This window comes from Herbiconiux sp. 11R-BC (genome assembly GCF_049472555.1).
Taxonomy (GTDB): Bacteria; Actinomycetota; Actinomycetes; order Actinomycetales; family Microbacteriaceae; genus Herbiconiux.
This window is the reverse complement of record NZ_JBCEBO010000005.1, coordinates 149,527-174,314: the sequence shown is the minus strand read 5'-3', so window position 1 is coordinate 174,314 and position 24,788 is coordinate 149,527. Positions and strand designations below refer to the sequence as shown.

23 protein-coding genes and 1 tRNA gene are annotated in these 24,788 nt (G+C 69.7%); 2 read left to right on the top strand and 22 right to left on the bottom strand.

Going from position 1 to position 24,788, the window contains the following annotated elements; all coding sequences use genetic code 11:
- Window positions 1-33: 33 nt before the first annotated feature.
- The 19 genes from VD659_RS13550 to VD659_RS13460 form a co-directional block, all read right to left on the bottom strand.
- Window positions 34-669: a response regulator gene (locus VD659_RS13550; RefSeq protein ID WP_423261603.1), complete on the bottom strand. Its 636-nt coding sequence runs from the start codon at window positions 667-669 to the stop codon at window positions 34-36.
- Complete coding sequence (locus VD659_RS13545; RefSeq protein ID WP_423261602.1) at window positions 666-2,387, bottom strand: GAF domain-containing protein; 1,722 nt, start codon at window positions 2,385-2,387, stop codon at window positions 666-668. The genes VD659_RS13550 and VD659_RS13545 overlap by 4 nt, the downstream gene beginning before the upstream one ends.
- Before the next feature lie 119 nt (window positions 2,388-2,506).
- Entirely contained in the window at window positions 2,507-3,541 is a 1,035-nt protein-coding gene (locus VD659_RS13540) for an NAD(P)-dependent alcohol dehydrogenase (RefSeq protein WP_423261601.1), read from the bottom strand.
- Window positions 3,538-4,089: a universal stress protein gene (locus VD659_RS13535; RefSeq protein ID WP_423261600.1), complete on the bottom strand. Its 552-nt coding sequence runs from the start codon at window positions 4,087-4,089 to the stop codon at window positions 3,538-3,540. The genes VD659_RS13540 and VD659_RS13535 overlap by 4 nt, the downstream gene beginning before the upstream one ends.
- A gap of 87 nt (window positions 4,090-4,176) precedes the next feature.
- Window positions 4,177-4,857 (bottom strand): DUF4166 domain-containing protein, encoded by a 681-nt coding sequence (locus VD659_RS13530; protein ID WP_423261599.1) that lies wholly within the window; start codon window positions 4,855-4,857, stop codon window positions 4,177-4,179.
- The gene (locus tag VD659_RS13525; RefSeq protein ID WP_423261598.1) at window positions 4,854-5,474 is read right to left on the bottom strand and encodes an SRPBCC family protein; all 621 of its coding nucleotides are present in this window, start codon (window positions 5,472-5,474) and stop codon (window positions 4,854-4,856) included. The genes VD659_RS13530 and VD659_RS13525 overlap by 4 nt, the downstream gene beginning before the upstream one ends.
- Before the next feature lie 18 nt (window positions 5,475-5,492).
- A complete protein-coding gene (locus tag VD659_RS13520; RefSeq protein WP_423261597.1) occupies window positions 5,493-6,014 on the bottom strand; it encodes an RNA polymerase sigma factor in 522 nt (173 codons plus the stop codon).
- Window positions 6,011-6,598 (bottom strand): hypothetical protein, encoded by a 588-nt coding sequence (locus VD659_RS13515; protein WP_423261596.1) that lies wholly within the window; start codon window positions 6,596-6,598, stop codon window positions 6,011-6,013. The genes VD659_RS13520 and VD659_RS13515 overlap by 4 nt, the downstream gene beginning before the upstream one ends.
- A 161-nt stretch (window positions 6,599-6,759) precedes the next feature.
- The gene (locus VD659_RS13510) at window positions 6,760-7,203 is read right to left on the bottom strand and encodes an SRPBCC family protein (RefSeq protein ID WP_423261595.1); all 444 of its coding nucleotides are present in this window, start codon (window positions 7,201-7,203) and stop codon (window positions 6,760-6,762) included.
- Between the two features lie 1,448 nt (window positions 7,204-8,651).
- Window positions 8,652-8,728: transfer RNA gene (locus VD659_RS13505), tRNA-Met, on the bottom strand.
- Window positions 8,729-8,862: 134 nt separating this feature from the next.
- Window positions 8,863-9,699 carry an alpha/beta fold hydrolase gene (locus tag VD659_RS13500; RefSeq protein WP_423261594.1) on the bottom strand — a complete coding sequence of 279 codons (837 nt, stop codon included), beginning with the start codon at window positions 9,697-9,699 and terminating at the stop codon, window positions 8,863-8,865.
- A 90-nt stretch (window positions 9,700-9,789) separates the two neighbouring features.
- Entirely contained in the window at window positions 9,790-14,382 is a 4,593-nt protein-coding gene (locus VD659_RS13495; protein ID WP_423261593.1) for a S8 family peptidase, read from the bottom strand.
- A 138-nt stretch (window positions 14,383-14,520) separates the two neighbouring features.
- The gene (locus VD659_RS13490; protein ID WP_423261592.1) at window positions 14,521-15,540 is read right to left on the bottom strand and encodes a helix-turn-helix domain-containing protein; all 1,020 of its coding nucleotides are present in this window, start codon (window positions 15,538-15,540) and stop codon (window positions 14,521-14,523) included.
- Window positions 15,541-15,576: 36 nt separating this feature from the next.
- Entirely contained in the window at window positions 15,577-15,840 is a 264-nt protein-coding gene (locus VD659_RS13485; protein ID WP_423261591.1) for a hypothetical protein, read from the bottom strand.
- A gap of 2 nt (window positions 15,841-15,842) precedes the next feature.
- On the bottom strand, window positions 15,843-16,124 hold the full coding sequence (locus VD659_RS13480) for a type II toxin-antitoxin system HicA family toxin (RefSeq protein WP_137836373.1): 282 nt from the start codon (window positions 16,122-16,124) through the stop codon (window positions 15,843-15,845).
- Window positions 16,125-16,164: 40 nt separating this feature from the next.
- A complete protein-coding gene (locus VD659_RS13475; RefSeq protein WP_137836374.1) occupies window positions 16,165-17,376 on the bottom strand; it encodes a cupin domain-containing protein in 1,212 nt (403 codons plus the stop codon).
- Window positions 17,377-17,509: 133 nt separating this feature from the next.
- Window positions 17,510-18,310: a family 1 encapsulin nanocompartment shell protein gene (locus VD659_RS13470; protein WP_423261590.1), complete on the bottom strand. Its 801-nt coding sequence runs from the start codon at window positions 18,308-18,310 to the stop codon at window positions 17,510-17,512.
- Window positions 18,307-19,446, bottom strand: coding sequence for a Dyp-type peroxidase (locus tag VD659_RS13465; RefSeq protein ID WP_423261589.1), 1,140 nt, complete (start codon window positions 19,444-19,446; stop codon window positions 18,307-18,309). The genes VD659_RS13470 and VD659_RS13465 overlap by 4 nt, the downstream gene beginning before the upstream one ends.
- Window positions 19,439-20,125 (bottom strand): hypothetical protein, encoded by a 687-nt coding sequence (locus tag VD659_RS13460; protein ID WP_423261588.1) that lies wholly within the window; start codon window positions 20,123-20,125, stop codon window positions 19,439-19,441. The genes VD659_RS13465 and VD659_RS13460 overlap by 8 nt, the downstream gene beginning before the upstream one ends.
- A gap of 134 nt (window positions 20,126-20,259) precedes the next feature.
- Here VD659_RS13460 and VD659_RS13455 point away from each other — a divergent pair, with 134 nt between their 5' ends.
- Together VD659_RS13455 and VD659_RS13450 are read left to right on the top strand one after the other, a co-directional pair.
- Window positions 20,260-21,102, top strand: coding sequence for a helix-turn-helix domain-containing protein (locus tag VD659_RS13455; protein ID WP_423261587.1), 843 nt, complete (start codon window positions 20,260-20,262; stop codon window positions 21,100-21,102).
- Window positions 21,103-21,235: 133 nt separating this feature from the next.
- Window positions 21,236-22,186, top strand: a complete 951-nt coding sequence (locus tag VD659_RS13450; protein ID WP_423261586.1) for a helix-turn-helix transcriptional regulator — start codon at window positions 21,236-21,238, stop codon at window positions 22,184-22,186.
- On the opposite strand, the gene VD659_RS13445 is transcribed toward VD659_RS13450, so the two are convergent.
- From VD659_RS13445 to VD659_RS13435, 3 genes are all read right to left on the bottom strand, one after another.
- Complete coding sequence (locus tag VD659_RS13445) at window positions 22,123-22,668, bottom strand: hypothetical protein (protein ID WP_423261585.1); 546 nt, start codon at window positions 22,666-22,668, stop codon at window positions 22,123-22,125. The genes VD659_RS13450 and VD659_RS13445 overlap by 64 nt on opposite strands.
- Before the next feature lie 62 nt (window positions 22,669-22,730).
- Complete coding sequence (locus VD659_RS13440; RefSeq protein WP_423261584.1) at window positions 22,731-23,732, bottom strand: GlxA family transcriptional regulator; 1,002 nt, start codon at window positions 23,730-23,732, stop codon at window positions 22,731-22,733.
- A 121-nt stretch (window positions 23,733-23,853) separates the two neighbouring features.
- Window positions 23,854-24,663, bottom strand: coding sequence for a helix-turn-helix transcriptional regulator (locus tag VD659_RS13435; RefSeq protein WP_423261583.1), 810 nt, complete (start codon window positions 24,661-24,663; stop codon window positions 23,854-23,856).
- Between the last annotated feature and the right edge of the window lie 125 nt (window positions 24,664-24,788).

The window sequence follows — 24,788 nt, the reverse complement described above, 5'->3', positions numbered from 1 at the left end:
GACCCGCACCCGAACGGACGCCAGGCGAACCGTTCAGAGTTCGCTCCGGTGCTCCGAACCCAGCACCGCGGCCTGCGTCCGGCGCTCGAGCCCGAGCTTGCGGAGCATGTTCGAGGCATAGTTCTTGACGGTCTTCTCCTTCAGTCCGAGGTGCTCGCCGATCTGCCGGTTCGTGAGCCCGTCGGCGATGAGGGCGAGGATCTGGCGCTCCCGGATGTTGAGCGAGCCGAACCGCGGGTCGTCGCGCGACTGGGAGCGCACGCGCTCCGACACCTTCCGGGACGCGCTCGGATGCAGCAGCGAGCGGCCGGCCGCGACGGCCGTGATCGCGTCGACGAGGCTCGGCCCGCGCACGTCCTTCAGCAGGTATCCCGACGCGCCCGCGACGACCGCCGCGACGAGCGCGTCGTCGTCGTCGTAGGCCGTGAGGATGACGCAGCGGATGCCGTCGAGCTGGGAGCGGAGCTCCCGGCACAGGTCGATGCCGTTGCCGTCGGGCAGACGCACGTCGAGCAGCGCGACATCCGGCCGCGTCGCCAGGATGCGGGACAAGCCCTGAGCGACGGTGCCCGCCTCGGCCACGACCTCGATGCCGGCGTCGGCCCCCAGCAGCTCGGCGATCCCGCGCCGCACGATCTCATGGTCGTCGACCAGTGCCACCCGGATCACTCGCGCTCGCCTCCCCCGTCGTCGGGAATGGGGATCCGCCACGCGACCCGTGTGCCGTTGGCCGAGGAGGTCACGTCCATCGTGCCGCCGAGCGCGGTCGCCCGTGCGGTGAGGTTCGACAGCCCGCTCCGATGCACCTCGGCGGGGATGCCGATCCCGTCGTCGGTGACGTCGACGCGGATGTCGGTGTCGTCGACCGTGATCGTCACGGCCGCGTCCGCCGCGCCGGAGTGCTTGATCACGTTGCTGAGCAGTTCGCGCACCACGGCGGTCACGTCGTCGGCGAGTTCGCCGTTGACGAAGAGGTCGACCGGGCCGGAGAAGGCCACGTCGACCGGATGGGGAAGCGCCTTGGAGGCGTCGGCGGCGATGTCGAGCACCCGATGCCGGGCCGACGCCGAGCTGTCGCTGGCGGGAGGGGTCAGGGCGAAGACGATCTTGCGGATCTGCGCGATCACGTCGTCGAGGCGGTGCACCGCGTCATCGAGTCGTCGGCGATCCTTCGCGGGGGCCGTCGAGGCGAGGCTCTGGAGTTCCAGCCCGGTACCGAAGATGTCCTGGATGACGTGGTCGTGCAGGTCGCGCGCGATGCGTCCGCGGTCCTCGAGCACGAGAACCCGCTGCTGGTCCTCTCGGGCCCGGGCGAGGGCCAGCGCGACGCTGATCCGCTCCCCCAGGTCGATTCCGACCTCGAGATCGGTCTGGGTGAAGCTCGGGCGACCCGGTTCCCGGGCAGCGACCAGCACGCCCCAGACCACCCGGCCGTCGGTCAAGGCGATGTAGATGGCCGGCCCCGTCGACCCGCCCCGGGAGAGGGAGAACGGATCGGCCTCGCGCTCGGCTCCCGCGGGCACCGGGGGTGCGATCATCGACGTGCCCGAGTCGAGCACGTCGACGGCGAGGGTGGTGGCCGCGCGCACGTCGATGCCGTCCAGCCGAGCCGAGCCCTCGCCCCGCGCGGCGGCCACGTGGATCGTGCCGGGCTCGCTCCCCGGGATCAGGATCGACAGGAGCTGCGCATCCGATCGGCTGATCAGTTCGTCGGCGAGCGTGCCATACGCGCGCTCGGCGTCGGTGTCGGCCAGGGCCACGGCGATCTCGGCCGAGGAGGTCGTCCACCGTTCCCTCGTGCGCGCCTCGACCAGGATGCGGGCGTGATCGATGGCGTAGGCCGCGCTCGTGGCGAGGGCCTGCACGAGCTGCTCGTCCTCCTCCGTGAAGTGGCCGCGGCGGGGATTGGTGAGGTAGAGGTTTCCGAAGACCGCTCCGCGCACCCGCACGGGCACGCCCAGGAAGCCGTCCATCCGGGGGTGGCCGGCCGGAAACCCGGCCGAGCGGGAGTCCTCGGCGATGCGCTCGAGCCGGATCGGGTCGGCGATCACGGCGCCGAGCAGCCCGTGCCCTTCGGGCAGGTGACCGATGCGGTCGACCGCGCCCGGGGCCATCCCGACGTGGATGAACGCCTCGAGACCGTGGCCGTCGGGGGCGATGACGCCGAGCGCTCCGTACTCGGCGTCCACCAGTTCCACGGCGGCCTCGGCGATGCGGCGCAGCACCACGCCGAGGTCGATCTCCTCGACCACCGCCTGGGTCGCGCGGAGGAGGGCGCGCAGCCGGCCCTGGGACTGCTTCACCTCGTTCGCACGGGCGATCAGCTCTTCGATGGTGCGGTCGAGTTCGGACCGCGGCAGGTCGGGGAAGGAGATGGCGTCCGTCATCGCGCCTCCTGCCGGCTCAGCGCGAAAATACCACGTCGGCGTGGCAGTCACCAGAGCCGGGCGTCCCGGGCCGTCCGGGGTCGGCGCCGCCGCGCCCTCCCGCGGGCGGGTCGCGGGGGTCACGGAACGACGACCGCGCGGCCCCGGATGTCTCCCTCGTGCAGCCGCCGATAGGCTTCCGGCGCCTCGTCGAGGCTGAAGCGCTCGACGTGCACCCGCACCGATCCTGATCGGGCGAGGTCCAGCACCTCCTCCAGCTCCGAGCGGCTCCCCCAATAGGGCGCTCGCACCGACGCGCCGAAGGGCGTCGAGAAGAAGCCCGTCGGCAGGGTGGCGCCACCGATGCCCACGATCTGCACCGCGCCGTCGATCGCGACCACCTCGCGAGCGAGCTGCACGGTGCCGGCGGCGCCCACGAAGTCGAACACCGCCTCGGCGCCGACTCCCCCGGTCAGCTCCCGGATGCGGGAGGCCGCATCCGGATCCGAGTGCACGGTGCGGTGCGCCCCGACCTCGGTCGCCAGGGCGAGCTTGTCGTCGTCGACGTCGACCGCGACGATCGTGGCCGAGCTGATCGCCCGCAGGATCTGCACGGCGACGTGCCCGAGACCGCCGACGCCGATCACGACCGCGGTCGATCCGGGCCAGAGCTTGCTCAGACTCGAGCTGATCGCGTGATACGGGGTCAGCCCGGCATCCGTCAGCGAGACGCACTCGACCGGGTCGAGGCCGCCGAGCGGAACGAGGTGCCGCACGTCGTCGACGATCAGGTACTCTGCCATGGCGCCGGGGGCGCCGAGCCCCGGCGGCGCGATGCCGAGCGCGGCGGCGTTCACGCAGTAGTTCTCGCGCCCCTGCCGGCAGGCGTGGCAGTGCCCGCACCCCCACGGTCCGTAGACGGCCACCGCATCGCCGACGGCGACCCCGGATGCGCCGGGCCCGAGCTTGTCGACGATTCCGGCGGCCTCGTGGCCGAGGGTCAGGGGCATCCCGTAGACGTACTGCTCGGCGGGGAGCCCCATCAGGAACCAGTCCGAATGGCACAGCCCCGCGGCCGTCACCTTCAGGCGCACCTCGCCCGGCCCCGGCTCCGGCGTCTCGACCTCCACCAGCTCCGGCGCGGCCCCGATCGCCCGGTACTGCAGGGCCCTCATCGGGCGGCCCCGCCGCTCTGTCCCTCGTGCAGCGCGCGGCTCCCGGTCTCGGTCCTGGTCCTGGTCTTGGTCTCGGGGCGCGGATGCACGATCAGCACGGGCGAGTGAGCGTGCGCGGCGATCTCCGAGCTCACCGAGCCGAGCAGCAGTCCCGCGAAGCCTCCGTGGCCGCGGCTGCCGGTCACGACCAGATCGGCCGTGTCGCTCTCTGTGATCAGCACCCGGGCCGGCGCGCCCTCCCTGATCGAGGTGTGCACCCACTCGGGCCTCGTCTCCCCGAAGACCGTGTCGGCGACGTCATGGACGGTGCGGGCGGCATCCCGATCGGGGTACCAGTCGGGTGGCACCATCCCGTAGTTCGAGATCGGATACGACCACGCGCACACCACGTCGAGGCGGCTCCCGAAGGCTTCGGCGAGTCTCTCGGCCTCACGCAGCGCGTCGATCGACGAAGCGGAGCCGTCGACGCCGACGACGATCCGGGAGAACTCCCCCAGCGGGCGTTGCGCGGACTCCGGATGCGGACCAGTGGTTGTCGAATCGCTCATGCACCCAGGTTCGCCACCACGATGGGGAGCAGCGAGGACCAAAGTCCCCCGGGCGCGAGCGCACCGCCCCACCCGCATCCGGAGTCTTCAGAGCCGGCGCTCGTGACGCACCGGCTTGAGCCGCGACGGCGCGTCGGCAGCCGGTGGGAACTCGCAGGTGAACCAGCCTTCGTAGCCGAAGAGGAACCCCATCACCCGGTTTCGCACCTCGAGCTCGATGTGGAAGGCACCGCGCTGCTCGTCCCAGTGCTCGTGCAACTCGGCGGTGCCGGAGAAGATCAGGGGGAACCGGAAGCCCACCCGGCCCTCGTAGAACCGTTGCGCGGTGGAGCGCAGAACGAGTCCGCCCTGCTCGTCGACGTCGAGGTGGAGGTCCACGGCGAGGTGCTGATGGGTGCCTAGGTAGTCGACGATCGTGCCGCGGCGCGCATCCAGCACCATGGTGGCGTCGAACCGAGCCGGTTTCCGGCGCACCCGGTACTCCCGCACGAAGGTGACGGTCTCGCGCCCGAAGGGGTCGCGGTAGGGGTAGTTCTCGATGGTGAAGGGCACGTCCACGCCTGTGTCGGCCACGAGGATGTGCCGCAGGCGCCCGATGAGCAGGAAGGGGACGGTCCACCACGGGCCGCGCCGGATGCGGGCCATCGTGCCGCGTCCCACGCAGGCGTAGCCGGCCTCCAACGAGACGCCGAAGCGACGCTGGAGCATCGGGTGCAGTCGGGCGAATCGTTCCTCGCCGAGCGCCGTGCGGAACATCGACCCGGTCACGGCCGGCCGCCCGGTTGCAATTCGTCCAAGGTCGCCGGCGCACCCGCCATCGCCCCGCCGCGCGGCGATCGGGTGCGGCAGCGAGCGGCGCGGGGGCGTTCCGGCCGCCACCACGCGAACACGGTGCGCAAGCCCCACCTCTCCGGAGGCACCCCGGTCTCGGCCCAGATCCGCAGCCGATCGAAGCTCCACGCCGTCATCCAGCGCACGATCGGGCGCAGCAGAATGTCCGGCAGGCGGCCGAACCCGGGCACGTAGTCGTAGCCGGTGATGAAGCGCACCCCGCCGGCAGTCGGTTCGTAACGCCAATAGCCGCGGCCGCTGCGGAGCGGCGAGAGCCGGTCGTCGGTCGTGAAGGCCAAGGCGGAGGTGCGAGCGCCGTCGGGGCGCGCGCGCTCACCGAGCGAGACGCCGGTGCCGTCGATTCGATGAAAGGGCAGCGTGCGCTCGTACCGGAACCGGATGCGGCCCCGCGCATCCGTCTCGAGCGGCACGATCGCGCTGAACCGCAGATCCCACCGCGGATGCGCGACGGGATCCTGGGTCAGCGCCCACACCGTCTCGATGTCGGCGCGAGTCACCGTCTCGACGTAGAGCGCACGCGATCGCGCCCTCATGTCATCCCCACACCCCCATTATCGCCGAGCCGCGCTCGCCGGCCGTAGCGGAGCGAGCGTGGTGCGCAGCTGATCGCGGGCGCGGGAGTAGCGCGTGCGCGCCGTCGACGCGCGGATCCCGCAGACGGCGGCGGCATCCGCGAGCGAGAAACCGTCCCAGTGCACCAGCATCACGATCTCGCGATACTTCGGGGCGAGCTGCCGAACCGCATCACGCACATCGAGGGCATCGTCGTGCACCTGGATCGCGGCGATGACCTCGGGAAACTCGGGCAGCTCGTTCGCTCTCTTGCGCTGTCGGCGGCGTCCGAGGTTGGCGAGCACGTGACGCGCGATGACGAACAGCCATCGACGGCCGGACTCCGCGTCCTCGGGCATCCGCGCCGACTTCTCCCAGGCGATGGCGAGGACCGCAGCCAGGGCGTCCGCGGCGTCGGCGGGTTGATCGGTACGGCGCGCGAGGTAGCCCAGCACGTCGCCGGCGTTCACCTCGACCAGCGCGGTGAACCTGTCGGCCAGCGTGTCGCCGGGCACCGTCACTGCACCATCCCGTCGTCGCCGATGCCGTCGCACGTACCGGCGCTCTCGATACTGCTGACGTCCTCGCGCCAGTCCGGGAATGCGACGGAGAGCTCCGCCTGCACACCACGGGAGAAGAAGTCGCTGATCAGACCCAGATCCGTGTCGCCCGGTCGTGCGTCGGCCCGGCTGAGCAGCACGGGAGCGTCGTCTAAACTCCAGTCGTGCGTGCGCGTGAAGTGCTGAATCGCATCGAAAGCGCCGGACTCTTTACCCTGCACGGACGGCTTCACGATCACGCGGTAGTCGCACCGTACTGGGGGCGCCCCATCCACGGAGAACTCCTGAACCGAGGCCGAGTCGGGAGTCCACCCGAGCGTGTCGAACACCGATGGCACAGCTGCGGCGGTCGTCACGCCGAGCACCATCACTCCCCCCACGACTCCAGCGATTCGGAGCCATCGCCGGAGCTGCGCCCTCGCAGGGCGGCCGGGATCGAATCCGCGAACCCGCGTGGAGACCTCCTGCCGCAATCGAGAGTCGTCGCAGATCGAAATCGGCTGTGCCTGCTCCAGCCGAACGTCGAGATCGCTTGTCACACCCATCGTCGCCCCCTCAGTGAGTCTCTATGAAGTACATGTCCCGGCAACCCCGGAACGTCCCAAAGCCGCGCTCATCACCGCTGTCGACTTGGCGTCGAGGCTGCTTTGACGAGGGGCGACGTCCGATGCGGACTCGGGTGCCCACCGTGAACCGGAGCGCACCGTCAGGCCGCGGCCAGGAACTCCGCCCGCACCTCGATCAAGCGCCGCAGGTAGCGCGCGAGCACGAGCTTCTCCGCCACCCGGCCGATGGGCCCGAACGGCGCAGCGAAGCGGAGGCGATCGATCATGATGGAACCGCCCTCGGTCGCTTCGAAGCGATGCTCGTGATGGAACATCGCGAAGGGCCCCCGGACCTGCTCGTCGACGAAGCGATGCGGCGGGTCGAACTCGGTGACCCTGCTGGTCAGCCGGAATCGCAGCCCGAAGTGGCGGGCGCTCCAGGTGACGTGCTGGTGCAGCCCGATGAACCCATCGGTCACCCCGTCCACGGCCGCCTCGGCGGCCCCGGCTTGCGACGCGAGGTGGGTGTCGATGCTCCTCGCCAGGTCGAACATCTCCGCGGCCGATTTGCTCGACGTGGTCACGCATTCGAAGGAGACGGTCACAGCTTCATCCTGGTCCAGGCACCCACCGAACGCACCCCGACAAGAGCGCCCGAGAACGGGACTGCTGCACAGCCTGCTAACGAGAGCCGTCTACCGTTTGGCTTCTTGTCAAAATACTTTCCCGACGCTCGTATGCGCACCACAAACCGGTCACACAAGTACCCGAGCAGAAGACCAACGACAACGCAAATAACAACTACGACAAGTGTAGTGACGTCCATGACGCTGCCTCCAACGTTGATGTTCGAGCTGCGGGCGGTCTCATGATGTCTCTTCAGGATGTGACTGAGTGTTGCCGATTGTCGGCAATTCGCGGACCAATATCAGTCGATGTACCCAAGGCCGCGATTGCTCCATCACACTGTTCGCCGCCTATCGGCAAGAACGACTCCCGGCTGGCAGTGAGTTCGCTTCCCATGAGGTTCCCGATCTAGCTCAGTAGTCGGATGATGCCCGTAGCGGCGAAGACCGCACCAACAACAACAAGAATGCACAATCCGGTCGTGAAGCCCGCCACACTCGTTCTTCGGGCCGCCCGCCTCCCGAGAGGTCCTCGCTGACTGTTGATATCGATTGAGACTCGCACGAAAGCGCGTCGAAATATCAGGCCGACGATTCCCCCCGCTATGAGCACTAAGCCAAGAATCAAGCGAACCAACGCGTCGTCCATGTCACATCCTCAAATCTCTGCCCATGGCCTACCAACCTCCACTGTAGGAAGCGCCTGCGCTTGGGCTTGTTGTATTCGAACCCAAGCTGCACGGCAGCCCCAACCTCCGGGCCGACGGATGTCGGGCGCGAGGAGCGAACCGGTGACATGTCACAGGTGTCACCGGTTCGTTCCTCGCGCCCAATTCACGATGCTCTTACCACTATTCGACTGTGATGCGCTGTTCGGGCGCGGATACGTCACGCGAACGCAGAGCAGTAGATCTCCACTTGGCGGTGATTATCGCTGAAGCCAAGTGAGGTGATCCGATGCCATCAGCTCCAAAAAATAATCGCACGCCGCCGATTCTGTAGCGAAGAGTCGTTCTCCAGTACGCCTGCCGCGCTCAGAGTAGTACACGGCCCAAGTTCCACCCCGTTCCTCCAGGCAGTACTCCTCGTTAGGCAACCCGCCGTCTAGCGACCAGCTGTCTGCTCGGAAACGGGTCTCTAGGAGCGCTCTCAACTCACTTCGCGTCACTTCGTGACCTCACTTCAAAGAGCCGTCTCTGACCAAATTAGCCGCAGTATCCGGCAGCAGGTACTGGGTTCCTAGACCCTTCTCCCCAGCCAAGGCCTCTGATCCTCGCCCACGACCTCAACATCCGCATCATCAAAGCCACCACCGGGCAGCTACCCCGCGAACTCACCCTCGACCCCACCAAGAACCACCAACCCCTAGGAACACGGAAACCCCCGAACCAATAGGTTCAGGGGTTTCCTCTGTCCCGAGAGGACATTGGTTGCGGGGACAGGATTTGAACCTGCGACCTCTGGGTTATGAGCCCAGCGAGCTACCGAACTGCTCCACCCCGCGACGCTGACCGCGCGCGGCCACTGAACTATCTTACCCCACGACGAGGGTCCGCTCGACTCGCCTGCACGGCGCCCGAGACGCGGAAGGCGCACCCGGCATACCCGGATGCGCCTTCCCGTCAGCGAGGCCGCGAACTACTCCTGGATGAAGGCGAGCAGGTCGGGGTTGATGACGTCGGCGTGCGTCGTGAGCATGCCGTGCGGGTAGCCCTCGTAGATCTTGAGGGTCGAGTTGCTGAGGAGCTCGTGCTGCTTCAGCGACGCATCCTTGTAGGGCACGACCTGGTCGTCGTCGCCCTGGATGACGAGCACCGGCACGGAGATGGCCTTGAGGTCCTCGGTCTGGTCAGTCTCCGAGAACGCCTTGATGCCCTCGTAGTGCGCCAGCGCGCTGCCCATCATGCCCTGACGCCACCAGTTGGCGACGACGGGCTCGGAGACGGTGACTCCGTCACGGTTGAAGCCGTAGAAGGGCCCGGCCGCCACGGCCTGGTAGAACTCGGCACGGTTGGCGGCCAGCGCGCTGCGGAAGCCGTCGAACACCGCGAGGGGCGTGCCCTCCGGGTTCGCGTCGGTCTGCACCATCAGCGGGGGCACCGAGGACACCAGCACGGCCTTCGCCACGCGGCCCTGGGGCTCGCCGTACTGGGCGACGTAGCGCGCGACCTGGCCGCCACCGGTGGAGTGGCCGATGTGGATCGCGTTGCGCAGGTCGAGGTGCTCGACCACGGCGTTCGCGTCGGCGGCGTAGTGGTCCATGTCGTGACCGGTGCCGACCTGCGAGGAGCGGCCGTGACCGCGACGGTCGCTCGCGATGACCCGGTAGCCCTTCGAGAGGAAGAACAGCATCTGCGCGTCCCAGTCGTCGGCCGACAGGGGCCAGCCGTGGTGGAACATGATGGGCTGGGCGTCGGGGTTGCCCCAGTCCTTGTAATAGATCTCTACGCCATCCTCTGTGGTGACGAACGCCATGATCAAACCTCCGTGTCAATGTCGGCCAGGGTTTGCCCGGACGACGATCGGGTAATCGTGCTCCTCGGTGAGGCGAGGAATACCTCCACGCTAATCCCGGCCACCTGACGACGGTTCAGACATCTGCCGAGAATCGGCCGAGGCCCGCAGGCTCCTGCGCCGCCGGAGCAGGATCGCGCCTGCGCCCAGGGTGAGCAGCGCCAGCGCCGTGGCGACGCCGGGCACGGCCGCCCATCCGGTGGAGGCGAGGTCGCCGGGGTCGCCAGCCGCCTCGTTCGCGCCCGGAGACGTGATCGCCCCGCCACCTCCGGTTCCGGGCTGACCCGGATCGACCGGGGTCCCGGGTGCCCCCGGGTCGACCGGGTCGGTTCCGCCCTGGCCCGGATCGACGGGATCCGTCACCGGCTGCAGCATCGACAGATCGACCGCCTGCGCATAGATCACCCGGTGCCCGGTGAGGTGGATGTCGGGCGACAGTACCTCATAGAACGCCCGCGTCCAGATCGGCTCCCCCTCCGGCACGGCCAGCGTGATCTCGACGACGGGGCCGACCTCCGGCACCACCTCGTGCGAGACGGGCTCGGTGTAGAACAGGCCGTCACGGATGCTCGATCCGATTCCCGCGGTGAAGGTGAAGCCGCCGCTCCAGGCCGGATACCGGTTGCTGAAGGTCATCGACACCGGCTTGCCTTCCGAAGCCGAAGCCGGGTCGGCGCGGAACGTCGCCCAGAAGTCCTGGGTGATCTTCGGCTCGGCGGCGCAGCGCGACGGCCCGGAGTTGAGGTAGCCCGCGAGCACCTTTCCGTCGGCCCGGATCAGCTCGACCGAGGTCGCCGCCGTCATGTCGAACGTCTTCTTCACCGTGTCCCCGTTCACCTGGAGGGTCGAGAACACCACCGGTCCGCTGCAGAGCTTGTAGCGCAGCGTCAGATCGAAGACGTCACCCGAGCGGTTCACGAACAGCAGCTCGGCGAGATCGGGGTTCCCCGCGTCCTGCGTGATCGACACGTCGCTCGGTGCGTTCGCCTCGATCGTGAAGGTGCGCTCCACGTGCTGGCTCAGCGAGCCGTCCGCCCCCACCGACCAGGCGTCGGCGGTGTACACGCCCGGTGAGACCGCCACTCGTGAGGTGCGCACCGAGTCGACGTAGAACATCGGATCGATCGCCACGTCGAGCGTCTCGTCGAGCACCGTCCCGCCCGAACCGCTCACGGCGACCTTGAGGCGGCCCGTGCCGGCCACCAGCGTCTCGATGTCGATCGTCGCAGCGCCGTCGGAGTCGTACTGCGGGTTGTCGAGCATCTCGAACACGAGCATCGCCGCGATGTTCAGCGTGGTCTGTGCGGTGACGCCCTGGGTCGAGAGGGTCACCGGATGCGCGCCCTCCGCGAGATCGGCCGGCAGCAGCACGGCGCGATCCGCCGTGCCCGCCGCGGTGCCGAACCCGGTGGCCACGACCTGGCCGTCGAGCGTGATCTCGTACGGGTCGCCCGGCACGATTCCGGCCGCGTGGATGCCGACATCCGTGCCCGCCCGCGACCACGGGTGGTCGAGCGAGACCGACGGGTCGGCGGGCGCCGGCGCGAGCGGCGCCCCGGGCGTCGTCACCGTGAGGTTCGTGCTGTGCCCGGTGGCCCCGAAACCGATGCGTCCGAAGTAGCTCGCACCCGGTTCGAGTCCGGTCCACGAGACGGCGGCCGAGGCCGCCTGCCCGAGGGTCATCTGCAGCTTCTCCGGGGTCACGGTCAGCGAACCGGCCGTCGTCGACGATCCGAGCAGGTAGCTCGTGAGCGAGTAGCCCAGGTCTCCCGTTCCCGAGTAGAAGTCGACGTCGACGATGTAGGTGCCCGAGCCGAGCCCCGGCACGTCGAGCGTCTCGCTCGCATCCGGAGTGGCGCTGGACTGCAGCGGGATGACCTGCTGATGGTCGTACATCGAGAGGTACAGGTCGAGGTCGGCCGTCGGGTCGTCACTGGCGAGGTCGAAACGCCCCCAGGTGGTGCCCTCGGGCACGGTGATGACGTACCGGTCGTGCGCGGCGCCCGCGTGGCCGAGGCCGCGCACGGCGTCGCCCTTCGCAAGTCCCGTCCTGGTCAGGTCGATCGTTCCGGTGGTGCCGACCGCGACCGGGATCTCGACCGAGCCGTCGGCACCGGACCCCGCGACCTCACGCGGCACCGAGAGGGTCACCGGGCGCACCGCGAGCGGGGTCGTGACGGTCTGCCCGTCGGCGTCGCTCCAGCGCAGCACTCCGGTGGCGAACTCGTCGAGCGGCGCATCCGTGCGGGTGAACGTCACGGTGTACTGCTGCTGCTCGCCGGCTCCGCCGAAGGTCAACGTCGACGGCGACACCACGACGTCGATACCCGGCACCTCGACGGGAGCCGCCGTGAAGGTACCCGCGCGGGTCGAGGTGACGGCTCGGGTCACGGTCTCGCTCCCCGCGAGGCCGCCGACGCTGATCGAGGCGAGGTTGAGCTCCGAGGGGTCCACGGTCTCGACGCCGAGCTCGAGCCCGGTGACCGCCTCGGCGTAGCCGTACCAGTCGGCCGGCCCGTTGAGGTAGAGCATCCCGGGGTCGAAGTAGCGGGTGGGGTCGATCTGGCCCGCGCCCTGGGCGAAGGGATCGGTGATCGGGGCGCCGGAGGCGTCGACCGTGTCGGAGGCCGTGGTCATCATGGCCGACTTGATCTCGTCGGGAGTCGCATCCGGATGCTCACCCAGGTAGAGCGCGGCGAGCCCGGCCACGTGCGGCGAGGCCATCGAGGTGCCGGAGAGCAGCGCGTACTGCCCCTCCTTGCCGGGCTGGTTGGCGTAGGCGGCCAGGATGGCGACACCGGGAGCCGCGATGTCGGGCTTCAGCACGTCGCCGCCGTCGGCGAGGATCGGGCCGCGGGAGGAGAATCCGGCGATCTGCGGGGTGGCGGGCGAGGGAAGGCCGGCGGTGTTGCCGTCTTCGAGCGCGACCCGGGCATCGGCCGTCTTCGCGTAGGCGTGCAACAGCTCGAACGACTCGGCGTCGACGTGCACGGTCGGCACGGAGTGGGTGTCGAGGTCGATCGAGCTCGGCGTCGGGTTCGCCAGCACGACGCCGATGCCGCCGGCCCGCGCGACCTCGGCCGACTTCGCGACCCGGTCGACGACTCCCCGGTCGCAGAGCACGATCAGGCCGGCGGTCTTGGCGGGGTCGAGGGCGCCGGGTCCGCAGAGCTGCGGATCCTCCGCGCCCGCTGCGGCGACCGCGGTGGCCTCGACGAGACGCCCGGTGACCGGGGCACCGACCGGCACGGTGATCGACCCGCCGAGCACCACCCGGCCGTCGCCGAGGCGCACGGTGGCCTCGTAGGAGGGGATGGTCGAGGCGGCGACCGTGGTGATCCACGGGGCGGCGTTGTCGGCGGTGGAGGCCGCCGATCCGTCGTTGCCCGCAGAGGCGGCCACGAAGACCCCGACGGAGGCGGCGTTCAGGAACGCCTCGTCGGTCGCCGAGATCGTGGTCTGCGCCGCTCCCCCGCCGATCGAGTAATTGATCACGTCGACGCCGTCGGCCACGGCGGCGTCGATCGCCGCCAGCAGGTCGCCGGTCTGGCATCCGTCGTCGAACTCCGTCGGACCTGTCCAGCAGGCCTTGTACATCGCGATCTTGGCGCCGGGCACGACGCCCGAGATGTCGCCGAGCTCGCGGCCGGCCACCTCTGTGGCCACGCCCGCGTCACCGGCGGCGGTGCTCGAGGTGTGCGAGCCGTGGCCGCTGCCGTCGCGGGGGGAGAGGTACTCGCCGCGGTCGCGGCCGATCGAGTCGGCGCCGTAGCTGTCGACGAAGTAGCGGGCGGTGATGAGCTTGGTCGAGCAGTCGGTCGCTTCGAAGCCCTCGCCGCTCTGGCAGGCGCCGCGGAAAGTGGTGCCGTCGGCCTTCTCGAAGACCACGGAATCGCCGTCGAGGTAGGGGGCCGCCCCCGCCGTGGTGCCGAGCGGTTCGCCCGCGAAGGAGGCGTTCTCCGGGGCGATGCCGCTGTCGATGACGCCGACGACGACGCCGTCGCCCGCATGCTCGACGCCGCCGGTCTGCTGCCACACGCCGTCCGGGCCGGAGAGGCCGAGGACGTCGGTGGAGGGCGTGGCCTGCAGGTGAAGCAGCTCGTCCGGGATGACGGATGCCACGCGCGGGTCGGCCGCGAGCGTCGTCGCCTGGTCGGCGGTGAGGCTGCTCGAGAAGCCGTTGGTGGCGACCGTGTAGGAGGTGGTGATGCCCGCGCCGACGGAGTCGGCGAGCGAGCGCTGCTGGTTCTGGAGGTAGGCCGTGTAGTCGACCGCGCGACGCGACTGGAGGTCGAGTTCGTCGCCCGGAGCGGGCTGGGTGCCGGGGAGCTTCGCGAGTCCGCCGCGGTAGCCGGCGACGGCGTCGTCGCGGAGGGTCACGATGTAGCGGCCGTCGGGATAGGTGGAGGGGGTGGCGGTGGCGGATGCCGCGGCCCGATCAGCCGGCGCTGCAGCCGCCGATGCCGCGGCCGGAACGACCGGTGCCGCGGCGGCTGTCGCCGTGCCGGCTCCGAGCAGCCCGGCGCCGGAGACGAGCAGCCCGAGCGCTCCGGCGGCGACCAGCCGCACGGTCAGGGCGGAGAGCGAGTGATCGGATGTGGAGCGACGCGCGGGGCGTTGTGGTGCCGGAGGATGCGTATTCACGAGAACCCTTGATCGATGGACGGCGTGCAGTCGTCTCATTCTGGGTAACCCCGAACGGGGGGAGTTGGCCGGATTCGGCCAACGGCCGCAGTCGGCCAGCTCCGGAAACCTGATCGTTACACGCAGGCAATCCCCGGCTTACAACCAGCCTCGGCGACCGGCTTCGAGCCCGGCCTGGAACCGGGTCGAGGACTCCAGCTCGAGCATGAGCTCCTGGCTGCGGCGACGCAGGGTGCGCGGCGAGATCTGGAGCTGCCGCGCGATCGCGTCGTCCTTCATCCCGACGGCCATCAGAGCCAGGAGCGCCCGCTCCTCGGGCGTGGGCTGCCGGGTGCGGCCGGCGCCGGCGACCGCACCGTGAGGCGGGGCCACGCCTTCCTCGAGCCGCACGCGGGATTCGGTGAGCGGCAGAGACCGGGCCCAATGGAACTCGAACAACTGATGCAGGGCGTCGATGAGAGGCGCCGAGGAGGTGACGAGGGCCGAGATGCGCCCGGGCTCGAGGGTGAGTGAGACCAGGGCGGCCCGGCGGTCCACGATCGCGAGCTTCACCGGCAGGGCCGGCGCGATGCGCGCCTGCTCGCCCTGCTCGGCGAGCTCGGCGACCTCCTCCCAGGTGGTGCCGTCGTCGAAGCTCTCGATCGTGTAGATCGCGCGCCAGCTGACCCCGCGGTCCAGCGCGGTCGCCTCGACCGGGTCGAGGGAGGCCGAGACGTATGGCGGCCGGTCGAAGGCGAGGAACTCGGTGCGCGCCTGGTGCTGCAACCGGGTGTACCAGGCGGCGACCGCATCCGCGTCGGCGAGGATCGTGGTCTGCGTCTGGTCGATGCCGCTCGGCGGCACGCGCTCGAACATCTCGACCAGGCGCGGCAGGGCCTCGCGGATGCGCAGCACCTGGTCACCCATCCGGTCGGCGATGGCCCGCAGGGAGTAGCCGGGGTCGACCGCGATGTACTCGCGCTCGTCACCCTCGAGCCGGGAGGCCAGGCCCTGCTCCCGCAGGCTCTCGAGGATGGCGGACGCCGCGGGCAGCCCCAGCCCGAACTTCTCGGCCGAACGGGCGGCGCTCCCCCGCCCCTGAGCGAGCAGGTCGAGATACACCCGCTCGCTCAGCGGATCGAGTCCGGCGACGTCGAGCAGAGGGATGTCGTCAGCCACGTCTTCAGCGTATGGTCGCAGCGAAGGCGGAATGGTCTAAACCTCGGACCCGAGCCGCGGATCCTCGTCCCGCAGGTCGCCGGGCGCCTTCTCCCCGAAGGGGCGGGACCCCTCGGAGCCGGACGCGGTCGGCGAATAGGCGTCCCAGTCCGGTTCGCCCTCGCGCGGCGCGCCGCCCGTGGGCCCGTCGTCACCCTCGCCCTCGCCCGCGAAGACCGTCTCGCCGGCCACGGCGTCGTTCGTCGCGATCTGATCGCCGAGCGACAGGTCGTCGAGCCGGTCGCGCCTCTCGTGCGACATGGTCAGTCCTTGCCCTGCAGGTAGTCCGCGTGGGTGAACAGCCGTCGGAGGTCGAGCACGGTCTGCTCGTCGACGTCCTTGTGTCGCGGCTTCGTGAGCACGATCCGGTCGTCACCGAGCTTCACCACGAACTTGCCGTCGTGCTCCTCGCGCACCTCGGCGACCTCCTCGAGGAGCGAGATCACGTCATGCCACTCCAGGTTGTGCGTCGTCGGATGCCGCGCGATGTGCTCGAGGGTCGTGCGGTGGTGGTGGGAGAGCTGTCCGTGAATCGACTCGTCCATGGCGGTGTTCCTTTCGTTTGGTGCTCAGTGTCTTCTGCGATCAGCGGAGCGGGGTGATGCCCTGCGTTCCGCGCGGGAACGTGGCGAGCACCTCTTCGGGGATGTTGAGGTGGGCCGACACCAGCGACGGCGGCACGTGGCCCAGCCAGTTGGCGAGCGAGACCTCTTCGTACTTGTCGGCCTTGAACACCTCGAGGAACTGCAGCACGTCGTCGCCGGTGTTCTCGATGTAGTGGCCGTAGTTCTTCTTCACCACACCCACGTCGCCGGCGCGGAAGTCGGTGGTGTTGGCGTGCGGCCCGGTGTTGAACACGGTCATCCGCGCGGAGCCGCGCAGGTAGTACTGCCACTCGTCGGCGTTCGGATGCCAGTGCAGCTCGCGCATCGACCCGGGCTCGACGGTCACGAGCGCGGCCGCGACCGTGTTCGAGAGGGGGAAGTTGGTGCTGTCGGCGATGCGGATGCTGCCGCCGCTGTTCTGGTGCAGGGGCTCGGAACGCGAGAGCCGGAAGATGATCGGCTCGGCAGCGCCCCAGGTGACGCCGGCGTCGCTTTGGTCCTTCTCGAGCTCGCCGGGCACCTCGCCCGGGAAGATCCAGAGGTTGTGCAGCGGGATGTCGGTGAAGGTCTCCTGCGCGACCCCGAAGTTCTTCGCCAGCACCTCGGGCGGGGTGTGGGCGAACCAGTCGGTCAGCAGCAGGGTGTTGCTCTCCGACTGCTCCCCGTCGTCGAAGGCCAGCACGAACTCGGCGCCGTCGGGGCCGAGCCCCTGCAGCGAGTGCGGGGTGCCGGCCGGGAAGAACCAGAGGTCACCCTCCTCCACGTCCTCGACGCTCGGCAGGCCTGCCCGGCTGAGCGTGGTCACGCGGCACCGGCCACGGGTCATCACCGCCCACTCGGCGGTCTGGTGCCAGTGCAGTTCCCGGATGCCGCCGGCCTCGAGATACATGTTCACGCCGGCGATCTCGTCGGAGATCGCGAAGTCGGAGCTGGTGAGCTCCCGCGCCCACCCGCCGCGCTGCACGCGCCTCGGCGAGATGTTGAACGACGACCAGAAGAACGCCTGAGTGCTGATGTCGGTCGGCGGGGCGTCGATCTGGTTCGGGAACTGGCTCGCGATGACGGGGTTCTGCGGGCCGGTCATCACGGTGGCCGCCGGGTCGTCTACCGTGTTGACCTCGCCCTCCTGGGGCAGATCCGGGTTCCCGAGCGTGGGGGTCTCGTGGTGGGGTGCGGTCTCGTTGGATTCCATGGCGTCTCCTCGGAACAGGGTGTCCTTCGATGACATCGCATCGGCCGATCCAGCACAACGACATTTGTCTGAGACTCTGTCCGTCTGTCTGAGACTCTGCCCGTCGTCGATCCGATCCGATCCGATGCGACGGCTAGCGGATGACGGCCGCGGCCTCCGGGGTGGCCACGCGGAAGCTGAGGGTCTCCTCGAGATAGAGCGTGACCGATTCGCTCGAGTGCGAGGCGTATCCGAGGGAGATGTCCTGCCCGCACTCCAGAACGAAGTCGCCCCCGCGGAGGCTGACGACGACCGCACCCTCGATCCCGGGCACCCACTCCACCGGGCCGTCGAGGATCTTCCGGAGGTGGGTCAGCAGCGGGCTCCCGCCCGCGTCGTTTCCTCCCACGGTGTTGATCCAGGTGTCCGAGTCCAGCGCGATGCCGTAGGGTCCTTCGATGCCGGCACGCTTGAGCTGCTCCGTGGCCGCGGCCACCTGCTGCGCGAAGCGGTGCACGTCGCTGTCGCGCGGTGTCGCCGCGTTCGGGGTGGCCGGGATGATGCCGGTGAAGCCGGCCGCCTCCCACCCGTTGAAGACGGCGGAGTTCTCGGTCGTGGCCAGACGCGCGGCGGCCTCGTCGAGGGGACTGAGGTCGACGTCGATCGCACCGCGTGCGGCCGCGTCGAGCTCGGAGCGGGCGAGGGTGAATTCGGCGCGCACCTCCACCAGCGGGAGCACCGCTCGGGTGCGCGCGATGACGGCCTCGGCCGGAGTGGAGACCACGCCGCCGACCCGCCCCAGCGCCGTGGCGGAGTGCTCCCAGCCGAGGGGCCCGGTGAAGTCGACGAGCTTCCTCGCCCCGAGCATGGGCACGAGTCGGGTGCGGGCCTCGTCGTCCAGCATGGTCCAGGTGTCGGTGGTGACCGGGGCCAGTTCCCGGAAGAGGTGGTTCATCGTTCGTCTCCGCTCTGTTGGGGTGTGGTGCTCGTGCGTCGCAGGCCGCCGAGGCCGAGCGACCCCGTGCCGGCTCCGGCGGAGTCGGTCTCGCCGGCCGGTGCCGGGGTGCCGGGGCCGCTCGGCGCCGGCGGTGCCGGTGCCGGCGACGACGGCGAACCCAGGTTCGCGAGCGCCTCGGCCGACGGGGCGAAGAACACCGAGCCGGTGACGGCCTCGCTGAAATCGAGGAGCCGGTCGTGCAAACCGGGCGGATCACCGATAAACATGCGTTCCAGCATCCGCTCGACCACCCAGAGCTCTCGGGAGTAGCCGATGAAGTACGTTCCGAAGGTCGCCGTGCCCGGACTCCCGAAGGGCATGTTGTCGCGCAGGATGTCGTGCTCGACACCGGCGTCGTCGACGATGGTCGCGAGGGTCTTGTGCGCCTTCTGCCCGGAGTCCGCGTCGTCGAGCTCGACGTTGTCGGCCTTCCGGCGTCCGATGATGGCCTCCTGCTGCTCCGTCGTGAGGGCGTGCCAGGAGGCCAGCGGATGCAGGTACTTCTGCACGACGACGTAGCTGCCGCCCGCCGCAGCGGGGTCCTCCTCCCCGACGAGAGTCGACTCCGGGAGGTGGTCCCCGACGGGGTTCGCGGTGCCGTCCACGAAGCCGAGGAGGTCGCGGGTGTCGAGGTAACGGAAGCCGATCGTCTCGTCCGCCACGGTCACGGCGTCGCCGAGCGCTTCCAGCAGCAGGCGCTCGAACTCGTAGCAGAGATCCTGACGATCGGAGCGGATGTGGAACAGCAGGTCGCCGGGGGTCGACGGTGCGGTGTGCCGAGCCCCCGTGATGGTCGTGAACTCGTGGAGCTCCCGCGGGAGCGGCAAGCCGGTGAGGCCGGGCCAGATCGCGGCGCCGATGCCGACCGTGCAGGTGAACGAGGCTCCGAGGTCCCGGAAGCCGACCGTCTTGACCAGGCCGCCCACGTCGCTGAGCACCGAACGCACCGCGTCGAGCGGATCGGAGCCGGGCGCGTCGGCGCCGGGCGCCACCGTCAGCACGAGGAAGACGGCGTGACGGGTCAACGGCGCATCGATCGTCTGCGGCTCGATCGGCACGCGGCCGTCGCCGCTCCTGTTTCCCCGGTCAGCCATGGGTCCTCCCTTTCGGAACGTCGGGTTCGCCCCAGGGGGCGACCGGAACGTGGGGTTCGCCCCAGGGAGCGACCGTGGAGATCTCCGCCAGGCGCGCGAGCGCTCCACGAGCGTGTTCGTCGGCGGCCCGCCACACGACGAGGGTCTGATCGAATCGGCGAGGGATGGCCAGCTGCTGATAGCTCAGCCTGAGCGGCCCCGCTGCCGTGTCGGAGAAGAGGAAGGTTCCCGGCCCGCCGAGCTCGACGGCATCCTCGGCCCAGAGGGCGGCGAAGCTCGCGCTCCGCTCGGATGCTTCGACGACGAGCTCCTCGAAATCCGAGTCGGATTCATGACGGTCGAGGGACTCCCGGAAGGCCGTCACGACATGGCCGGCGATCGCCTCCGCGTGGGGGCTCGTCCGCAGGACATCGGAATCGATGAAGGTCCGCCGCACCAGATTGACTCCTTCGCCGAACGATCGGGACACCGCACGGGCCAGCGGGTTGGCCGAGATAACGGTCAGATGCTTGTCCCGCACGAAGGCCGGGATCTCCGTCCAGGAGTCGATCAGCCGACGCACGTCGGCCGGGACGGCTTCATCACGGACATCGACCACCATGCCGCCACGATAACCAACCGCGCGCGCCCCTGCGTAGCCCTGCCACGGCCAGCCAGCCGCTCCTGGGCGCGGCCGCACGGGCGCGGGAGAGCCGGATCACCGGCGGTCGCCGGGACGTCTCGGCGGAAGGAGGGTGGCGCGGGGCCAGGCAACTGGAGGCCTCCGTCCACAATGATGCAGAGCATGAACAGTCATCAGGAAGCGACCCTCCCGTGACGCTCCAGGACGTCGTCGATCCTTTCGCCAGGCGCCGGAGCACCGGATTCGCCGGAGAGACGATAGAGGCCTCCACCTACGAGTCGATCATGTGCGAACTGCTGGCCGACGATGCGCACACGCGAAAGCACGCGCTGCTGGAAGCGCTCTCCCGCCACTGGATCGACCGCGGTCGCGGCGCGCTGATCCGCGCTGTCGTCGTCGAGCCGGGGTCGAGCCGCCTCGAGCGGCTCGCCTTCGGCCGCTTCGTCGGAAGCCTGAAGACCGCCGATCATCGCTTCGTCAAGGAACGCGACGGCATCCTGTACTTCATCGGCCGCCCGGCGATCAGCGGCTCGGCCGCCGACACCGTGCCCGAGGCGATCGTGTCGGCGGCCGGGCACCGCGCTGTCGTGATCCGCGCCCAGGGCACCGCGCACTGGGACCGGCGCGGCGACGACCTGTCGATCGTCGCCGAGAACGCCCGGCGCGCCGCCGAGATCGCCGGCCGGCTGCCGGACTTCGGTGCCAGCGCCGACATCAGCGAGCTCGGCGCCTGGACGCTCCTCGATTCCCTCGCCGCCGAGGGAGGCCAGGTCGGGCTGTTCTCGCCGGCCGCGATCCGTCTGTGGAACGACAAGAACCGGCTGCAGCTGGAGACGGTGGAGGCGTATCTCGACACCTGCGGCCGCGTGCGCGATGCCTGCGAGAGGCTCCACATCCATCGCACGACCCTGTACTACCGCCTGGACAATCTGCCGATCGAGGTGAAGGAGGCCCTGGACGACGGGCTCAGCCGATCGGCCCTCCACCTCTGCCTCAAACTCCTCCGATACGGGGAGGCCCCCGGGCTGACCTGATTCCCGGCATCGGCCCGCTGGCCCGATGTCCGAAACATCACCATGTCTGTCCTCTGAGGGGCTCATGCGAGAGAGCGCTCACACGCAAGACTGGGTCCTATCCTCATCCACCGGCTGACGAGGGGACAGACCGTTGAGCAGCGTCAGGAGCACGACCCCACTCGGGGAGTTCCTGCGCGCGCGTCGCGAGATCCTGCAGCCCGAGCAGGCCGGCATCCCCCGGCTGCCCGGTCGCCGCGTGCCCGGCCTCCGCCGCGAGGAGGTGGCGGAGCTGGCGGGCATGAGCCCGGACTACTACCTGCGCATCGAGCAGGGCCGCGACAAGCGGCCGTCGGAGCAGGTGCTGCTCGCCCTCTCGCGCGCACTCCAGCTGGATGCGGATGGCCGCCAGTACCTGCTGCGGCTCGGGCGCGCACGCCCGTACGTCCGCAACGTCGCCGACGGCCGCCCGACCGTGGGCCCCGGGGTCCGGATGCTCCTGGAGCAATGGTCGACCACGCCCACCTACGTGACCGACCGCAACCAGAACGTCCTGGCGGTCAATTCCTTGATCGTCCCCTTCGCGCCGAGCCTGAGCGTCCCGGGAACGAACCTCCTCACCGGCTCCTTCAACACCTGGGAGGAGATCCGCTCCGGCCTGACCGATTCAGACGAGACCGGCCGCATCGCGGCCGCCTGGGAGACGGCGCTCCGGGAGATGACGGAGTCGCTGCGCTACTACGGCGATCCGGAGGATCCGGAACTGCAGGAACTCGTGGGTTCCCTGTCCGCCCGGCACGCGCTGTTCCGCACGATCTGGGCCGAGTACAACCCGAAGCCGCAGATGTCGGGCGTGAAGAAGGTGCACATCGATCCACTGGGCTGGATCGACTTCCGCTGGCAGACTCTCGAGGTCCCCCGCTCCGGCGGGCAGTTCCTGACGACGTTCTTCGGGGAGGCCGGTTCGCCGGCGGCAGCCGCCATCGCGTATCTCGCCGCGCGGGCGAGCGGTCCAGCGGTCAGGGTGGTCCCCAGTGCCGATCAGGCCTCCGGCGCCCCGGACACGGCCGCCCTGAGCGCGGCCAGCGCGGTCCGCGAGGCCTGATCGACCGGCGCGAACGCGATCAGGAGGTCGTCGGCGTCGCCCGGGAGATGGAGCAGTGTGAAGCTCAGGCCGATCGCGCCCGCGGCCGTCTCGTCGAAGCGGATCGACCCGGTCACCCGGCCCTCCAGCTCGGTTCGCGCCCAGACTTCCGCGAACTCGCGAGATCGCGTGGAGAGCTCGCCGATGATCCGTTCCGCGCCTCGATCGTGGTCGTGCTCGTCGACCGACTCCCGGAGCATCCCGGCGGTGACCGTGGCCATCTCCGCCCATCGCGGGTGCTCGCGCTGCTCCGCCGGCCCGAGGAAGGCGAAGCGCACGAGGTTCGTGCCGGGGGCGAACCCCGGTGACAGTGACACGGCGAGGGCGGTCGACGCGAGCACGTCCAGTCGTCGGTTGCACAGCACGACCGGAGCCGAAGCCCATCCCTCGAGGAACTCCTCGGCCCGCGTCCGCAGCGTGGCCGGATCGTCGTGAGCGGTCATGGTTCAACCGTACGGTCGGCCGCGGCGGCGAAGGTGGTCCCGCTACTCCCAGTCTCGGGGGCCTAGCGCGACGCCGTCGCCCGACTCGTCTGGAACCGGCGCTGGTATTCCGAGGGGGTGATCCCGAAGCGGCCGACGAAGGCTCGGCGGAGGGACACCGGGGAGACGTATCCGGTCGCCGACGCCGTCTCCGCCACGGATGCTCCGGCCTCGAGTCGCGCGACGGCCAGATCCAGCCTGATCGCCGAGACGTATTCGGCTGGGGAGAGACCGAGCTCGTCCCGCATCACCCGGGCGAGGTGGCGCGGACTGACGCCTGCATGGTGGGCCAGGTCGTCCACGGTGTGCGCCCGGGTCGGATCGTCATGGATGTGATCGGTCACCGTCTTCGCCACGTTCGAGCGCGGTGGCTTGCCGCGAAGCGACGCGGAGAACTGCGACTGACTGCCCGAACGCTTCATGTACACCAGGAGCAGCTGCGCGACGCTGCGGGCGGCGTCTGCCCCGTAGTCGTCTTCCAGCAGCGCGAGAGCGAGATCGATTCCGGCGGCCACGCCGGCGGAGCTGTGATATTTGCCGTCGTGCACGAAGATGGCATCGGCCTTCACCGTCACGGAGGGGAAGGTCGCGGCGAGCGTGGGGGCGAACTTCCAGTGCGTCGTCGTCGTGCGGCCGTCGAGCAGCCCCACGGCCGCCAGCGCGAACGCCGCCGTGCAGATCGAGGCGACGCGGCGCGACCGGGCCGCGAGCTCCGCGACCGCCGCGAGCAGCCCCTCGTCGAGGAACACCTCGGGAGCCTGCTCGGTCCCCGGGATGATGAGGGTGTCGAGCGCGTCGATGTCCGCGGCCGCCGCCTGCACTCCGACCGTGACGCCCATCGACGACACGACGTCCTTGCCGTCGACGGAGATCGGCACGATCTCGTAGCCGGCGGTGCGTTGCGACGCCTCGTGGAAGACCTCCGCGGGCCCGACGAAGTCGAGCATCTTGACGCCGTCGAAGAGCAGCACCCCGATGCGGGGTGGCTTCGTCTCCCGCCTCTGAACCTCACCTGAGGAAGCCATGGAGCCGTCTCCGTCCGCGATCACACCGAATTCTGGAATTGCCACTCCATTAAACGCCCTCGCGCGTCCGCTGTCGACCGTTTCCGGCCCCGAGAGCCCAAGTGTCCCCGAGAGGGTCTGCCTAAGGGCGCTGCGCGGCGAGGTACGCGAGCACCGCGACTCCCACGGTGTCCGGCTCGGCGAACATCGTGGTGAGGATGTACCCCGGGTAGCCGGGGATGGTCAGGTTCTGGAAGCGCAGGGGGAAGGAACCGAAGCCCTCCAGGTAGTGCTGCGCGACTCCGTCCGACAACGGGCGGGCGTCGTGGCGCCGCCACACCCTCTCGAACTCGGGATCGGCGGCGGTCAGCTGACTCACGATCTCCGCCAGCCTCGGGCTGGCCGGGTCGCTGTCGAACCGGAGTGCGGCCGCGAGCTGTGCGGCGGAATTCTCCCAGTCGTCCGCGACGGCCCGGGTGTGAGCATCGAAGAAGGCGACGACGTTGTTGCCGCCCACGTCGAGGAACCCGTGACCGATCCGGTGCGCGAGGGCGTTAGAGGCGACGATGTCGTGGTTGCCGTCGGTGATGTACGCGGGCGTGTCCGCCCAGTGCTCCAGCAAGGCGAGCAGGTCCTCACCGGGCGCGGCGGAGCGCGGCGGCTCATCCGCACCCGGACCATAGGCCAGGCGGAACATGTACTCCATCGCGTGCGGATCGAGCTGGAGGGCCCGCCCGATCGCCGTCAGCACCTGTTCCGACGGCCGCTGATCCCGGCCCTGCTCGAGGCGCAGGTAGTAGTCGGCGCTCACGCCGGCGAGCTCCGCCACCTCCCGGCGGCGAAGGCCGGAGACGCGTCGGCCGGGTTCGGGGACGATGCCCGCATCCGCCGGCTGCACGAGCCCGCGCCGCGCCCGGAGGTACTCACCGAGCGCGGATGCGCCGATCGCCACGGGAACCTCCGCACTCGTCGGGAGACGAAAAAATCCGGCGCAGCTTGGGGCTGCGCCGGATCTTCGCCGAACCGGTCGATCTCGGTTCCCTGGCGGGAACCAAAACCGATCTGACCTGGACTTTT

Bases quoted from the DNA above. Each gene is read 5' to 3' on its own strand.
- VD659_RS13545 (WP_423261602.1), bottom strand. From the start codon at position 2,387: ATGACGGACGCCATCTCCTTCCCCGACCTGCCGCGGTCCGAACTCGAC.
- VD659_RS13540 (WP_423261601.1), bottom strand. From the start codon at position 3,541: ATGAGGGCCCTGCAGTACCGGGCGATCGGGGCCGCGCCGGAGCTGGTG.
- VD659_RS13535 (WP_423261600.1), bottom strand. From the start codon at position 4,089: ATGAGCGATTCGACAACCACTGGTCCGCATCCGGAGTCCGCGCAACGC.
- VD659_RS13525 (WP_423261598.1), bottom strand. From the start codon at position 5,474: ATGAGGGCGCGATCGCGTGCGCTCTACGTCGAGACGGTGACTCGCGCC.
- VD659_RS13515 (WP_423261596.1), bottom strand. From the start codon at position 6,598: ATGGGTGTGACAAGCGATCTCGACGTTCGGCTGGAGCAGGCACAGCCG.
- VD659_RS13500 (WP_423261594.1), bottom strand. From the start codon at position 9,699: ATGGCGTTCGTCACCACAGAGGATGGCGTAGAGATCTATTACAAGGAC.
- VD659_RS13485 (WP_423261591.1), bottom strand. From the start codon at position 15,840: ATGTCGCACGAGAGGCGCGACCGGCTCGACGACCTGTCGCTCGGCGAT.
- VD659_RS13480 (WP_137836373.1), bottom strand. From the start codon at position 16,124: ATGGACGAGTCGATTCACGGACAGCTCTCCCACCACCACCGCACGACC.
- VD659_RS13475 (WP_137836374.1), bottom strand. From the start codon at position 17,376: ATGGAATCCAACGAGACCGCACCCCACCACGAGACCCCCACGCTCGGG.
- VD659_RS13470 (WP_423261590.1), bottom strand. From the start codon at position 18,310: ATGAACCACCTCTTCCGGGAACTGGCCCCGGTCACCACCGACACCTGG.
- VD659_RS13465 (WP_423261589.1), bottom strand. From the start codon at position 19,446: ATGGCTGACCGGGGAAACAGGAGCGGCGACGGCCGCGTGCCGATCGAG.
- VD659_RS13445 (WP_423261585.1), bottom strand. From the start codon at position 22,668: ATGACCGCTCACGACGATCCGGCCACGCTGCGGACGCGGGCCGAGGAG.
- VD659_RS13440 (WP_423261584.1), bottom strand. From the start codon at position 23,732: ATGGCTTCCTCAGGTGAGGTTCAGAGGCGGGAGACGAAGCCACCCCGC.